The sequence below is a fragment of the Desulfospira joergensenii DSM 10085 genome, from assembly GCF_000420085.1.
In the GTDB taxonomy this organism is placed as follows: Bacteria; Desulfobacterota; Desulfobacteria; order Desulfobacterales; family Desulfobacteraceae; genus Desulfospira; species Desulfospira joergensenii.
Genome location: NZ_ATUG01000001.1, coordinates 1754897 through 1770072 on the forward strand (window position 1 = coordinate 1754897; position 15176 = coordinate 1770072).

11 protein-coding genes and 2 tRNA genes are annotated in these 15176 nt (G+C 50.9%); 7 read left to right on the plus strand and 6 right to left on the minus strand.

What is annotated here, in order from left to right; all coding sequences use genetic code 11:
• Positions 1 to 257: 257 nt before the first annotated feature.
• From F608_RS0108850 to leuB, 5 genes are all read left to right on the plus strand, one after another.
• The gene (locus tag F608_RS0108850) at positions 258 to 1532 is read left to right on the plus strand and encodes a CoB--CoM heterodisulfide reductase iron-sulfur subunit A family protein (protein ID WP_022665273.1); all 1275 of its coding nucleotides are present in this window, start codon (positions 258 to 260) and stop codon (positions 1530 to 1532) included.
• A gap of 8 nt (positions 1533 to 1540) precedes the next feature.
• Positions 1541 to 3877: an FAD-dependent oxidoreductase gene (locus F608_RS0108855; RefSeq protein ID WP_022665274.1), complete on the plus strand. Its 2337-nt coding sequence runs from the start codon at positions 1541 to 1543 to the stop codon at positions 3875 to 3877.
• A gap of 39 nt (positions 3878 to 3916) precedes the next feature.
• Positions 3917 to 5122, plus strand: a complete 1206-nt coding sequence (gene qmoC / locus F608_RS0108860) for a quinone-interacting membrane-bound oxidoreductase complex subunit QmoC (protein ID WP_022665275.1) — start codon at positions 3917 to 3919, stop codon at positions 5120 to 5122.
• 182 nt (positions 5123 to 5304) lie between these two features.
• Positions 5305 to 5505, plus strand: a complete 201-nt coding sequence (locus F608_RS0108865; RefSeq protein WP_244154259.1) for a cold-shock protein — start codon at positions 5305 to 5307, stop codon at positions 5503 to 5505.
• A gap of 284 nt (positions 5506 to 5789) precedes the next feature.
• On the plus strand, positions 5790 to 6875 hold the full coding sequence (leuB, locus tag F608_RS0108875; RefSeq protein WP_022665278.1) for a 3-isopropylmalate dehydrogenase: 1086 nt from the start codon (positions 5790 to 5792) through the stop codon (positions 6873 to 6875).
• 150 nt (positions 6876 to 7025) lie between these two features.
• Here leuB and F608_RS0108880 read toward each other — a convergent pair.
• Positions 7026 to 7102, minus strand: a tRNA-Asp gene (locus tag F608_RS0108880).
• 16 nt (positions 7103 to 7118) lie between these two features.
• Positions 7119 to 7194, minus strand: a tRNA-Val gene (locus F608_RS0108885).
• A 364-nt stretch (positions 7195 to 7558) separates the two neighbouring features.
• Here F608_RS0108885 and rho point away from each other — a divergent pair.
• Positions 7559 to 8629: a transcription termination factor Rho gene (gene rho, locus F608_RS0108895; protein WP_022665280.1), complete on the plus strand. Its 1071-nt coding sequence runs from the start codon at positions 7559 to 7561 to the stop codon at positions 8627 to 8629.
• Between the two features lie 29 nt (positions 8630 to 8658).
• Here the strand turns inward: rho and lon are convergent, their stop codons facing one another.
• The 4 genes from lon to tig form a co-directional block, all read right to left on the minus strand.
• Positions 8659 to 11010, minus strand: a complete 2352-nt coding sequence (gene lon / locus F608_RS0108900; protein ID WP_022665281.1) for an endopeptidase La — start codon at positions 11008 to 11010, stop codon at positions 8659 to 8661.
• A gap of 12 nt (positions 11011 to 11022) precedes the next feature.
• Positions 11023 to 12282 carry an ATP-dependent Clp protease ATP-binding subunit ClpX gene (gene clpX, locus F608_RS0108905; protein WP_022665282.1) on the minus strand — a complete coding sequence of 420 codons (1260 nt, stop codon included), beginning with the start codon at positions 12280 to 12282 and terminating at the stop codon, positions 11023 to 11025.
• 6 nt (positions 12283 to 12288) lie between these two features.
• Positions 12289 to 12909: an ATP-dependent Clp endopeptidase proteolytic subunit ClpP gene (gene clpP, locus F608_RS0108910; protein ID WP_022665283.1), complete on the minus strand. Its 621-nt coding sequence runs from the start codon at positions 12907 to 12909 to the stop codon at positions 12289 to 12291.
• 66 nt (positions 12910 to 12975) lie between these two features.
• A complete protein-coding gene (gene tig / locus F608_RS0108915; RefSeq protein WP_022665284.1) occupies positions 12976 to 14331 on the minus strand; it encodes a trigger factor in 1356 nt (451 codons plus the stop codon).
• Between the two features lie 140 nt (positions 14332 to 14471).
• Between tig and F608_RS0108920 the strand changes: the two genes are divergently transcribed.
• Positions 14472 to 15158, plus strand: coding sequence for an N-acetylmuramoyl-L-alanine amidase family protein (locus F608_RS0108920; protein WP_022665285.1), 687 nt, complete (start codon positions 14472 to 14474; stop codon positions 15156 to 15158).
• The last annotated feature ends 18 nt before the right edge of the window (positions 15159 to 15176 follow it).

Genomic DNA, 15176 nt, shown 5'->3' on the forward strand with positions numbered 1-15176 from the left:
GACCTTAAAGTACGATTCTGAGCGTTATTAACCTCCAGGTGCTGGCCTACCAGCACCTGGGGGTTTTTTCAGATTATAGGTCTTTTTTTGGGACTTCTTCCTGTCTCCTCTTTTGTAAGGATATGAACCGGGCCTGTCAGAAGGGCTTTTCAAGTGGTTGATGTCATTAGAAAATAGGAGAGAGGGTGCCTGGAAAAAGGCATGTTACCAATAACATAATAACGATTACATATAACTCAAATGCACGGAGGGACAGCATGACAACAGATAATTCAGCCCCGATGACAGGAAGCATTATGGTGGTTGGTGGTGGAATCAGCGGCCTTACAACTGCCCTGGAAGCTGCCGAAGTGGGGTATGAGGTCTTCCTTGTGGAAAAGGAAGCATCCCTTGGCGGAAGAGTCACCCAGCTCAAACACTACTTCCCCAAACTCTGCCCGCCCACATGCGGACTGGAGATCAACTACAGAAGAATCAAGGACAACAAGAACATCAAGGTATTCACCCTGTCTGAAGTACAGAAGGTGGAAGGCGCTCCCGGGGATTACACGGTAAGTGTCAGGACCGCTCCAAGGTATGTCAATGAAAATTGTACGGCCTGCGGAGAATGTGCTGCGGTCTGTGAAACTGAAATTTCCAATGAGTTCAATTTTGGCATGGACAGAAGAAAGGCCGCCTACCTGCCCCATAACATGGCATTCCCCCAGAGGTATGTTATGGATCCGGCCATGAGCACCGATGACCGTGAAAAAGTTAAAGAGGCCTGTAAATACGATGCCGTTGATTTTGACATGGAAGAAAAGACCTTTGATCTCAAGGTCGGAGCCATTGTCTGGAACACCGGCTGGCAGCCCTATGACGCCACAAAGATCGACAACCTGGGATTTGGCCGCTATCAGAACGTCGTCACCAATATGATGCTGGAAAGGCTGGCCTCCCTTAACGGTCCCACCGGAGGCAAGATCCTTCGTCCCTCGGATGACAAGGAACCTGAAACCATCGCCTTTGCCCAATGTGCTGGTTCCCGGGATGAAAACCATCTGTCCTACTGCTCCTATATCTGCTGCATGGCTTCCCTGAAGCATGCCACATATCTGAGGGCCCAGTACCCGGATGCCAAGATCTATATCTACTATATCGACCTGAGATCCCCGGGCAGAAAGTATGAAAACTTTTATGCCAAACTCAAAGAAGACGAAAACATCTTTTTTATTAAGGGGAAGGTGGCCGAAGTCAGCGAAGAAGCCGGTACCGGGAACATCAACCTGGTCGCCGAAGACACCATTACCGGTGACAAGGTCAGACAGACCGTGGACATGCTTGTGCTGGCCACGGGCATGCAGCCCACGGCCGCGGTGGATAAACCTGCCGCAGACCTGACCTATAACGAAGAAGGCTTTATCGTGAATGACTTTTCCAAAGGCGGCATGTTCGCAGCAGGCTGTGCCAACAAGCCGGCCGATGTTGTTACATCTAACCAGAATGCCACCGGCATGGCTCTCAAAGCCATTCAGACCCTTGTAAGGAGGTAGCGAAAACCATGGATAAAAAATACGGCGTATATATCTGCACAGGCTGTGGAATCGGAGATACCCTCGACATGGAAGCCCTGGTGGATGTTCCGGATGAAGAGGGAGTTAACTGCACCACCCATCCCTTCCTGTGCTCCAAAGAAGGTGTGGATCTGATCCAGAAGGACATCGATGACGGCAAGGTCAATACCATGGTCATCGGAGCCTGTTCCAGAAGGGTCAACTTTGATACTTTCAATTTCCCCGGCTGCATTGTCGAGAGGACAAACCTGAGGGAAGGCGTGGTATGGCCCCACTCAAGGGAAACCTACCCGGCCCTTACCGAAGAACAAAAGGAAGACGAAGAACATTTTGATGTCGTCCAGATGAAGGCGGAAGACTATATCAAAATGAGCATGATCCGGGTTGAAAAAGTAAAGCTGCCCGAGGCCTACAAGACAGAGTCCTTTTCCAAAAAGATCCTGGTTCTGGGCGGAGGCGTCACCGGTATGGCAGCGGCTTTGGACGCAGCCAAAACCGGCTATGAGGTCACCATCGTCGAAAAGACCGAAGCCCTGGGCGGTTATGCTGCCAAGCTCAGAAGCCAGATGCCTGTGGCAGAACCGTTTGAGTCTCTCCAGGCCCCTGTGGTGGATTCCATGATCCAGGAAATCGGGACCTTTTCCAATATCGAGGTGAGGACCAACTGCGAAGTGGCCCGTATCGCCGGTCAGCCCGGAGAGTTCACCGTGACCTTCAAAAAACCGGGTGAAAAGATTCCCTTTGACGTACCCTTCCCCCTTCCAGAAGAGATGCTTGTGGATGAAAGCGGCAAGGAACTGGATGCGGAAACCGCCCATGCAAAGTATCTTGAATACAACGAGGGCCGGGAAGACATCCTCCAGCTGGATCCCAAGGGCGAACTTTACGGAGCCGTTGTCCTGGCTGCCGGATGGCGCCCCGCCACCCTGGAAGGGGAGGCCTTTGAACACCTGGGAATTGATCTGCCCGACGTGATTACCAACCACGAATTTGAGGAGATTGCAGCCAGGGGCAAAATCGTCCGCCCGTCCGACGGGAAAGAGGCCAAGAACGTGGTCTTTATCCAGTCCCCCGGCAAGGACGAAGATGATGCGGATTTCGAGTATGCCGGTTCGGTTACCAGCCAGGTGGCCCTGAAGCAGGCCAAATACGTCCGGGAAGATTATGCGGATGGAAAAGCCTATGTGATCTACCAGCACATGAGAACCCCGGGACTCCAGGAAAACTTTTACAAGAGCATGCAGCAGGACGACGGGATTTTCATGACCAAAGGGGCGGTGACCGAAGTTGCCAGCCAGGGAAACGGACTGGCGGTAAATGCAACCAATACCCTCCTGGGCGAGAATCTGGCCATTCAGGCCGACCTGGTGGTTGTGGCCGGAGGCATGGTGCCTGCCACCAAGGATGATCCCATTGTTAACCTGGCCTACCGCCAGGGCCCCGGTTTCAGGGACAATGATATCTTTGGCCAGTATGCCGACTCCAACTATATCTGCTTCCCCTATGAAACCCAGAGAACCGGTATTTACGCGGCCGGTGCCGTCCGGCGGGCCATGACCATTGAAGAGTCCGTTGAAGATGCTTCCGGAGCTGCACTCAAGGCCATCCAGTGCATTGAAAGCGCCAACCGGGGCATGGCGGTTCATCCGCGCTCCGGGGACATGACTTACCCGGAATTCTTTTTCCAGAGATGCACCCAGTGCAAGAGATGTACGGTTGAATGTCCATTCGGCGCCCTGGATGACGATGAAAAGGGAACTCCCAAGGCCAATCCCACACGATGCCGCCGCTGCGGTACCTGCATGGGTGCCTGCCCTGAAAGAATCATCTCCTTTGCCGATTACTCCATTGACAGTATCGGTTCCCAGGTAAAGGCCGTGGGCGTCCCCTCCGAGGACGACTTTGACGAGCCGCCTTTACGGTTCCTGGCCCTGATCTGCGAAAACGATGCCTTTCCTGCCCTGGATATGGTGGGAATGAACCGGATTGACTATTCTCCCAATGTCAGGTTCATTCCGGTACGCTGCCTGGGTTCGGTAAATACCATCTGGATCAAGGATGCTCTGGCCCAGGGTATGGACGGTGTTATCCTCATCGGATGCAAGCACGGCGACGACTACCAGTGCCACTTTGTCAAAGGATCTGAACTCGCTGAAGTCCGGGTAAAGAAAATCGGGGATGCCCTGGCAAGTCTGGCCCTTGAAGAAGAGCGCGTGGCCTTTGCAGAAATTGCCATTGACGAATATGATAAACTCCCTGAAATTATCAATGCCTTTGTTGAAGAAGTCGAAGACCTGGGTCCGAACCCGTTCAAAGGATTTTAATCATCGTATACCGAAACAACCATATGGAGGTATGTAAATATGTCTGAAAAATATATTGCTCAACCGGATCTGGGGTTTATTGCCCAGGTAAGGGGCCTGGGTGGAGAAACATTGAAAAAATGTTTTCAATGCGCCACCTGTTCCGTTGCCTGTCCCATTGCACCCGAAGACAGTCCTTTCCCGAGAAAGGAAATGATCGCCGCATCCTGGGGCCTGAAAGATAAACTCATCGGCAACGGGGATATCTGGCTTTGCCATCAATGCGGCGACTGTACCGATCTGTGCCCCAGAGGCGCGGCTCCCGGTGACGTATTGTCCGCGGTCAGATCTGCAGCCATTACCGAATATGCCACTCCCAAGGCCCTGGCCAAGGCTGTAAACGATCCCAAAAAACTGCCCTTTCTCATCGGGATTCCCGCCGTCTGGTTTGCCATCCTGGCCTTTATCACCATGAACTTCGGCGACACCATGACCAAGATCTTCAACGCCCTTTTCGGGGGCGGTCTTGGGGGCCGGCTTAACTGGTCCCACGCCCATGAAGGTGTAGAACATGTCATCGCCCATGCCAACTTCGTATCCACCTGGTTTGTGGATATGACTTTCATACCCACGGCAGGACTCGTTACCATTGTTTTCCTGCTGGCCCTGAAACGGTTCATTGACGATATTCACAACAATGCCGTGCTGGAAGGTAAAACAGACAAGACATCCGTGGATTACAAGGCATTGGTTCAGGCCTTTTTCCGGGTCATTCCCACGGTACTCAAGCATGAAAAATTCAATGAATGTGAAGCCAACAAGGAAAGGGCCACCCCGCACATGATGGTGCTTTATTCTTTTATCGGGCTTTTCATTGTTACCGCTGTTTGCGGAATGATGCTTTACCTGGGCAATTATCCCGGGCCCTATCCCCAGCTCAACCCCATCAAGTGGCTGGCCAACATCGCCGGTGTGGCTCTGGTGATCGGGTCGGGGATCATGATCAAAAACAGGCTGGACAACAAAGACCAGGTCACGGCGTATAAAGACTGGTTTATCCTGGGAGTGGTCTTTATCCTGGGACTCACCGGTCTGCTGACTGAAATGGCCCGTCTGGCCCATTTGGAGTATGTCTCATATTTCATCTACTGGGTGCATCTGATCGCCATTTTCAATCTGTTTGCATTCCTGCCCTTTTCAAAAATGGCTCACCTGGTCTACAGACTGGTGGCCATGTCCTATGCAGAATATGGAAATAGAAGATAAGCTAAAGTAAAACCGGTTTCAAACCCACAAAAAGGAGGCTGAGTTGTCAGCCTCCTTTTTTTTCTTGCTTTTTTTAAAATTCGATAATAAGGCAATTAGATATTATCCGGAGAAAATATTTACTCCGATTTAAAAGGCAGATCTCATGAGGAGAACTAAAAACTTCAGAGGGAGGGCTGGTTTTGATGCAAGGAAAGATCAAATGGTTCAATTCGAAAAAAGGCTTTGGGTTTATTGAACAGGAAGATGGTGAAGATGTATTTGTCCACTATTCAGCCATTGAAATGACCGGTTTCAAGACCCTTTCCGAGGGAGAGACCGTGGAGTTTGAAATTCAGGAAAATGATAAAGGGCTATCCGCTACCCGGGTGATGAGGGTCTGACCCTTTCTTTACACCCCATTTACCAAGGCAGAAAACCGCCTTGGTTTTTTATTTTTAATTCCTTTTCGCTCGCCTTTTCCCCGCCAGTATAAGGAATGACAGGTTTGTCTTGCCTCTCCATTACATCCGGGATTTTCATCCCATCCCTGGCATATGGGAAGACTCTTTTACATAAAAATGAATCCAGTATAGTTAAACTTAATTAATGATAACTTAAAAAATGATTGCATAATTATTCATTTACTATAGAATAACGGCCAACCATAATAAACAAGGAGATCGACTTGAACAAGATAGCTGTACTGCCGGGTGACGGAATCGGACCCGAGGTCATGGCCCAGGCCGTGAATATCCTTGAAACCGCCGGAACCCTTTTCGATTTTAGGATGGAATACCAGTTTGCCGATGTGGGCGGAGCTGCCATTGACAGTCACGGAAAAGCCCTTCCCGATGCCACCCTGGATCTATGCCGGGAAAGCGATGCCATTTTATTCGGTTCTGTGGGCGGACCCAAATGGGAAAATCTGCCGCCGGAACAACAGCCCGAAAGAGGCGCCCTGCTGCCCCTGAGAAAGACATTTAACCTATACTGCAACCTCAGACCGGCCAAGGTCTTCCCCAGCCTGGCCTCGGCATCCCCCCTGAAACCCGAGATCGTCCGGGACGGATTTGATATCCTCTGTATCCGTGAACTGACCGGGGGAATCTACTTTGGGGAGCCCAAGGGAAGGGAAGGGTCGGGAAAAGAAGAAAAGGCCTTTGACACCATGGTCTATACCCGGTTTGAAATCGAACGGATTGCCAGGATGGCCTTTGAGGCGGCCCGATTGAGAAAAAAGAAGGTCACCTCGGTGGACAAGGCCAATGTTCTCTTCTCCATGGTGCTCTGGAGGGAAGTGGTCACTGAAATTGCCAAAAAGTACCCGGACGTGGAACTGAACCATATCTACGTCGACAATGCCACCATGCAGCTGGTGAGAAACCCCAGACAATTTGATGTGCTCCTCTGCGGCAATATGTTCGGGGACATCATTTCAGATGAATGCGCCATGATCACGGGCTCAATGGGACTTCTCGCCTCGGCCAGCCTCAACGAGGATAAATTCGGCCTATATGAACCCGCCGGAGGATCTGCTCCGGATATTGCCGGAAAGGGCATTGCCAACCCCATCGCCCAGATCCTGTCCGGAGCCATGATGCTCAGGTACACCTTTGGATACGCAGAGGCGGCCGATGCTATTGAAAAAGCCATTTCCAGAGTTCTGGAAAATGGGATCCTCACAGCGGACCTTGCCGGACCTTCCGCAAAGCCTGTCAACACAAAGGAAATGGGGCAGGCCATAATAGAGGAACTGAGAGCGAAAAGATAAGAATTTGATCCGGCGGGATCGGAATCGATGAATTTACCTGATGTCTTCATCACAAAGATTCCCCGTACCGCCCCCTGCTTCACCCGCCTGGATTAGATCCATAAAGCAAAAGGCTTTTCAGAATCATCTGAAAAGCCTTTTGCTTTATGGTGGCGGGAGTGACGAGACTCGAACTCGCGGCCTCTTGCGTGACAGGCAAGCGTTCTAACCAACTGAACTACACCCCCGTATCCTGCTGCTTTCTGGTGGGCGATGCAGGGCTTGAACCTGCGACTTCAACCTTGTAAGGGTTGCACTCTCCCAACTGAGTTAATCGCCCGAAAAACAGAAGCCTTTATACCAGCAATCATTTTGGGTGTCAAGCAAATTTTAAGAGAAATTCCGGTTTTAAAAATTAATCCGAATAAGGCGCAAAAAGCTTGTCCCGAAACCAGGGACCCTTTGAATCCGACCGGAGGATTTGCCGGATCCGATTTGAAAAAAGAAGGGGCTGAATCATCGATTCTTCCGCACCGGCTTGCAAGAATCAGATTTACATGTTATATTCTTAAAGATCATAATATCCGATAAAATTTGAAACAGGACTATCTTTTCTTTTCTTCCGAGACACTCAGTCCCTGGAAAAAACAGCTAATCCTTAAGTCGTTTTTATCGTTAAAAATTTTATTTTGATAGGAGTTGACATGGAACCGATTCAGGGATACCTGGAGATAATGGACAAAGGGTTTGGATTTTTACGGGATATTGAAGATAATTTTCAACCCCGGCCTGAAAACCCCTATGTTTCAAACACACTTATCCGAAAGCTGAATCTGCGTGAAGGAAGCTTTATTCAAGGGTATGGGGAGAAAAAAGGCCCCAGCAACCCGAATCTGGCCCTGAACGTCGTTGAGACCATCAATCATCTCTCTCCTGAAGATTTTAACGCCATTCCCATGCTCCAGGAACAGACCAGCATCAACCCCCATGAACGGTATTACCTGACCCAGAATGAGGATGATCTCACCGGCAGGGCCCTGGATATGATTGTTCCCATCGGCATGGGCCAGAGGGGCCTGATCATTTCTCCCCCCAAATCCGGCAAGACAACCCTTTTGAGCCACATGGCCAATTCCATCGTATTAAACCATCCCGATGCCAAGGTATTTATCCTTCTTGTGGATGAACGTCCCGAAGAGGTGACCGACTTCCAGAGAGCCCTTACCCAGGCCAATGTTCTATATTCTTCGGCGGACCAGCAGATCGGCCAGCACATGAGGATGACCCGGCTTGCCATGCATACGGCCATCCGATGCGCGGAGATCGGGCAGGACGCCGTTGTTTTCATTGACTCCCTTACCCGGATGACCCGGGCCTTTAACGCGGATACGGACAGTCACGGCAAAACCATGACCGGAGGCCTGGGCGCCAATGCCATGGAATTTCCCAGAAAGATATTCGGGGCAGCCAGGAAACTGGAAAACGGAGGCTCCCTGACCATTGTCGCCACCATTCTCGTGGACACGGGCTCCAGGATGGACGATATCATCTTCCAGGAGTTCAAGGGAACCGGCAATATGGACCTTTTTCTTTCCAGGGAATGTGCCGAACAGAGGATCTGGCCGGCCATCAATATCAACAAATCCGGAACCCGGAAGGAAGACCTGCTCATGGACAGGGAAGAACATGAAAGGGTGGTTCAGATCAGAAGAAAGATTGCGGTAAAGGATGAGATTTCGGCCATGTCGGAGTTTCTCTCCATGCTCGAGGGATAAGAATCATCCCTTTCCGGCCGGATCCGGTTCTACTCCACCAGGGCGTTTTCCAGGACCTGGGCCATATCGTCGACAAATACAATTTCAAGCTGCTTCTGGATGGCATTGGGGATCTCATGGATATCCTTTTTGTTCTCCCCTGAAACCAGGACCTTTTTAATCCCGTTGGCGTGGGCTGCCAGGAGTTTTTCCTTAACCCCGCCGATGGGCAACACCCTTCCCCTGAGGGTGATCTCTCCGGTCATGGCCACGTTCCGGTCCACGGGTTTTCCCGTGAGAATGGAAACCACGGCCGTGCACATGGCAATGCCGGCAGACGGCCCGTCCTTGGGGATGGCCCCTTCGGGCACATGGATATGGATATCCAGATCCTTGTAAAAGTCTTCCTTGATCCCCAGGATTTTGCTTCTGGACCTGACATAGGACACGGCGGCCTGGGAAGACTCTTTCATGACATCTCCCAGCTTTCCCGTAACCATGACATTTCCCTTGCCCGGCATGGTCACCGCCTCAATGGTCAGCAGTTCGCCTCCGGCCTGGGTCCAGGCAAGACCGGTCACAATACCGGTTTTATTGTCCTTTTCAAGGGCACTGTCCCGAAAACGGACCTGTCCCAGATATTTATGCAGGTTTACGGCGGTGATATGGCAAAGCTTGCGCTTGTCCGTCCTGACGATTTTTGTGGCTATTTTTCTTAAAACCGACGATATCTCCCTTTCCAGGTTCCTGACCCCGGCCTCTTTTGTATAGCCCTTGATAATGCCGTGCACGGCATTCTTGGAGAACAGGACATCGGATTCGTCCAGACCGTTTTCTTTGAGCTGCTTGGGGATGAGATACCCGGTGGCGATTTTTACTTTTTCATACTCTGTATACCCCGGGATCTGTATGATCTCCATCCGGTCCCGCAGGGGGGCCGGAATATCGTACAGGGTATTGGCCGTGGTGATGAATAGAATCTCGGACAGATCGTAATCCACTTCCACGTAGTGGTCGTTAAAGTTCCTGTTCTGCTCGGGGTCCAGCGCCTCCAGAAGGGCAGAGGAAGGATCTCCCCTGAAATCCGAGGTCATCTTATCGATTTCGTCCAGACAGAATACAGGATTATTGTACCCCACTTTTTTCAGGGTCTGGATCAGCTTACCGGGCATGGCGCCCACATAGGTTCTTCTGTGGCCCCGGATTTCCGCCTCATCCCGGACCCCCCCCAGGGATATCCGGGTAAAGGAGCGTCCCGTGGCCGATGCCACGGACCGGACCAAAGAGGTCTTGCCCACACCCGGAGGCCCCACCAGACAGAGGATAGGGCCCTTGATCCTTTTCACCAGTTTTTGAACGGCCAGGTACTCAAGGATTCTTTCCTTGGGTTTTTCCAGCCCGTAATGATCCCTTTCCAGGATGGCCTCGGCCATTTTCAAATCGATCTTGGACCGGCTTTTTCTGAACCAGGGAAGGGCAATGAGCCAGTCAATGTAGTTCCTGACCACCGTGGCTTCCGAGGACATGGGGGACATCATTTTGAGCTTTTCCAGCTCTTTTCTGACCACCCCGGCCGCCTCTTTGGACATCCGCTTTTTTCTTATCTTCTTCTCCAGGTCCTGAAATTCACCGGACCCCGGATCCTCGCCCATCTCCTTTTTAATGGCCCTCATCTGCTCATTGAGGTAATGGCGTTTCTGGAGCTTTTCCATCTGCTCCTTAACCCGGCCCTTGATCTTCTGGGACATGGAAAAAACCTGGGTCTCTTTTTGGATCAGCTTGAGTAAAAGAAAGTACCGCTCCTCAATATCGCCGCATTCCAGGAGGCGCTGCTTGTCCGCCACCTTAAAGGGCAATTGGGAGGCAATGGTATCGGAGTATCTTGATTCATGGGGTTCCAGGGCTTCCAGGCTTTTGAAAAAACTCTTGGATACGGCACCGGACATGGTGGAATACTGCTGAAAAGCCTCTTCCACGGTCCGCTTGGCCGCCTCTGCCACATCCTGGGGCAGGGGCTTTTCCGGAACCGGGATATACTCCACCATCAGCAGATTATTTTCATCGCTCAGTTTAACGATTTTTCCCCGTTCGCACCCCTCAACCAGGGCCTTGACCGTGCCGTCGGGCAACCTGAGAAGCTGGGTGATCTTGGCTTCGGTTCCGACCTGGAAGATGTCCTGGATATTGGGTTTAAGAACTTCAGGATCTTTCTGGGTGGTGAGAAATATCTTTTTGTCCTGGGCCATGGCCTCTGACAGGGCGTTGATGGACTTTTCCCTGCCCACAAACACCGATGTGGTGGTGTGGGGGAAGAGCACCATATCTCTCAGGGGCACCAGGGGCAGTGTTTTTTTAATACTCTCGGTGCCGTCCTGGTGAAAAAATTTGGAGATATTGATCATTCGTACCTGTTATCAGGCTTGTTTCTTGGGTTGTTCATAGAGAAGAATGGGGGGTTCGTTCTTGAGCACGACTTCTTCACCCACCACGCATTCCCGGACATTTTCCATGGAAGGAATCTCATACATGATATCCAGCATGGTCTCTTCCATGATGGCCCGAAGTCCCCTGGCCCCGGATTTCCTTGCCACAGCTTCCTTGGCCATGGCCTCACAGGCTTCATCGGTAAACTGGAGGTCCACTCCCTCTACCTTGAAAAGCTGATGGTATTGCTTCACCAATGCATTTTTAGGCTGGGTCAGGATCTTCACCAGGGAGGATTCGTTGAGCTCGCCGATGGAGGTGATTATGGGCAGTCTTCCCAAAAATTCAGGAATCAGCCCGAACTTGATCAGGTCCTCGGGTTTGAGCTTTTCCAGGAGTTCCCCGATCTTGACATCTTTTTTATCGGCGATCTTGGCCCCGAATCCCATGCTTTTTTTGGTGATCCGTCTTTCCACCACCTTTTCAAGGCCGGTAAAGGTTCCCCCGCAGATAAAGAGGATATTGGAGGTATCCACCTTTACGTAGTCCTGCTGGGGATGTTTTCTTCCGCCCTTGGGGGGAATGGAGGCAACGGTTCCTTCAATGATCTTGAGCAGGGCCTGCTGGACCCCCTCGCCCGAGACATCCCGGGTGATGGAGGGATTATCGCCCCGCTGGGAAATTTTATCGATTTCATCGATATAGATGATTCCCTTCTGGGCCTTTTCAATATCATAGTCCGCGTTCTGAACCAGGGAGAGCACGATATTTTCAACATCCTCCCCCACATACCCGGCTTCGGTCAGGGCCGTGGCATCGGCTATGGCAAAGGGAACGTCCAGGAACCGGGCAAGGGTCTGGGCCAGAAGGGTCTTCCCGCACCCCGTGGGCCCGATGATCAGGATATTGCTCTTCTGGATTTCAACATCGTCATCCCGTTTTTCAATATGGGAGGCCAGGCGCTTATAATGGTTGTAAACGGCCACGGACAGGACCTTTTTGGCCCGGTCCTGTTCGATCACATAGGAATCAAGCTGCTCCTTGATCTTCTTGGGCACCGGGAAATCCTGGGGCCCGATCTTATCATCTGTCTTTTCTTTTTCCTCATCCTCGATGATCTCGCCGCACAGCTTTATACATTCGTTGCAGATATAGACACTGGGACCGGCAATGAGCTTCTTGACTTCCTTTTGATTCTTTCCGCAAAAAGAGCAGAAAAACTGATCATTGGGTTCATCTTTCTTTGCCATAGACGACTAATCCTCCGCTGGCTCCTGGGTTTCTTTCTCCAACTCGCTTCTATCGGCAACCACCCTGTCAATCAGCCCGTATTCCTTGGCTTCGGGCCCGGACATGAAAAAATCCCGTTCCGTATCCTCAGCCACTCTTTCGAGTTTCTGTCCGGTATGGGAAGACAGGATCTCGTTCAGGTTGTCTTTCATTCTCAGGATCTCAGTGGCCTGGATCTTGATGTCAGTGGCCTGGCCCTGGGCTCCTCCCAACGGCTGATGGATCATGATCCTGGAATTGGGCAGGGCGATCCGCTTGCCGTTTGCACCGGCTGCCATGAGAAGGGCTCCCATGCTCGCGGCCTGGCCGATGCAGACCGTTGTCACGTCGGGCTTGATATACTGCATGGTATCATAGATGGCCAGGCCGGCGGTGACCACCCCGCCCGGTGAGTTGATATAAAAACTGATATCTTTTTCAGGGTCTTCCGATTCCAGGAAGAGCATCTGGGCCACAATCAGGTTGGCAATTTCATTATCTATGGCAGATCCCAGGAAAATAATCCGGTCTTTTAAAAGACGGGAGTAAATATCGTATGCACGCTCACCCCTGTTGCTCTGTTCAACAACCATTGGAATTAGAGGCACGGTTTTGGCTCCTTTTTCATTATCGTTTTTTTAATCCGGTTACATTCAGATTAAAATCAGGTCAGGTTAGGCCTTTTCCCCGGACGGAGCTTCCTCGGGTTCTTCCTTGGAATCCTCCTCGGCAGCCTTGGGGTCGACCTCGGTTACGCTGCCTTTTTCTATTATAAGGTCAACTGCTTTTTTTTCAAGCTGGGTATGCTTATAATATTCAAGCTGTCTCGGGTCCATCTGAAAGAAGTTCTTTATGGCGTCCACGCTGGCATTCATGCCCTGGGCCATCTCCTCAAAGCTCTTGTTCAGTTCTTCTTCGTCAAGATCCAGATTTTCCTGGGAAATCACCTTTTCCAGGATTACATGGCGCCGGGCCTGTTTTTCGGCCACATCCCTGTACTGGGTCTTTAAAAGATCCCGGCTCAGGCCCGCCTCTTCCAGACTGGTATTGTTCTGGGCATAGGCCTGTTCCGCCTCGGAGATAATGCCGTTGAGCTCGCCCTCAATCAAGGCCTCGGGGATTTCGAATTCCACTTTTTTGAGCAAATGCTGAAAGACCTGTTCACTCATCTCATGCTTGATCCGCTGGGCATATCCCTTTTCAAGGTTTTCCCGGATGGAATCCTTTACCTCTTCAAGGGTTTCAAATTTACCCAGATCCTTGACCAGATCATCGTTGATTTCGGGCAGAATCTCTTCCTGGATTTCCTTGAGGGTCACCTTGTAAAGGATGGTTTTTCCCTTGAGATTTTCATCATGGAAATCCTCTGCATAGGAGACCTCGACCTCAAGGTCCTGCACGGGAATGGTCCCGATCAGTTTTTCGGAGAATTCTTCCGGCAGCACTCCCTGCCCGATACCCATAACATAATTTTCAATTTTCGGGGTCTTATCATAGGCTTCCCCGTCCAGGAATCCTTCATAGTCGATGAGAACAAAATCCGTCTCTTTGACAGGACGTTCTTCTTTTACCGGCTCTTTTTTGGCCATGGTCTTTTGAATCATGCTGATCTGGGCCTGGATCTCATCATCGGAAACCTGATATTTGTTCTTCTCAAGTTCAATTCCCTGGAAATCAATATCCTCAAGCTCAGGCTTAATCTCGACAACCACGTCAAAGGTATAGGCCTGGTCCGGAGTCAGATCCGGGGGATCCATCTGGGGGGCTCCGACCACATTCAATTCATGTTCCCGGACCGCCTCCACAAATGAATCCTGGATGAGCCGGGGAGTCACATCGGCATGGACATCCTTGGAAAACCTGTTCTCCAGAACCTTTCTCGGAATCTTGCCTTTTCTGAACCCCTTGACATCGGCCTTTTTCTTCAGTTCATTATAGGCCTTGTTCAGTTCCTTGGTCACTTTTTCCTTGGGAATTTCAAAAGAGAGCTTTTTTTTCACACTGCTCTGATCTTCGATTTTTACCTGCATGTTTCCGTCCTGTCCAATTGCGTAAAAAACAATTCTTTAAAAATAAAAAAATTTATGACATAAATATCACAAAAAACTAATACAAACATTTTTAATAAAGTTTATTAAGATAACGCTTCAATATAAAGGTGTCAAGAAAATTGACCAAACTCGCCCTCCGAATCCTGATGGCCCTCTTGTTTTTGGCGGCCCCGGGAATTTCATCCGATTCTCTGCGGGCGGCCCAGTCCATCAGAACCACCCAGAAAACCCTTGTCATTGACCCGGGACACGGGGGCTCGGATACCGGCATTGCCGCCTCTTCCGGACCCAATGAAAAAGAAGCGACCCTGGCCCTGGCCAAACAGATTGCCAGACTCCTGGACAACCGGTACAATGTCCGGCTCACAAGAACCGAGGATATCCAGATTCCCCCGGCCGAACGGGCCGCCCATGCCAACCAGAACCGGGCAGATTTCTTTCTCAGCCTCCACCTCCACGGGAGAAAGATTGGGCCCGGGATGATCTTTTATTTTGATAACCCCGGGGGCAGCCGTTCAAGCCAGCCGGATTCCTGGCGGGATCAGCCCCTCATTCTCCAGGCAGAAAGCAGAAAGGCGGCAGCCGTTTTGTCAAACGCCTTAAGCGGACAGGCAATAAAAGTCTCTGTTGTCCCTGCCCCTGCCCCTGTCCTGGAAGGCACCCTCATGCCCGCCCTTGTCATGGAACCCTTTTCCCTTTCAATACTTGCAGCCCCGGAAAACCGGGAAGCTGTATTGACCCGGTTTTCCGAAGCCATTTCCCGGGGAATCGATCGAATATTAAAAACTCTGCCCTCCAACCCGTAAAATCAACTCAAATCCACT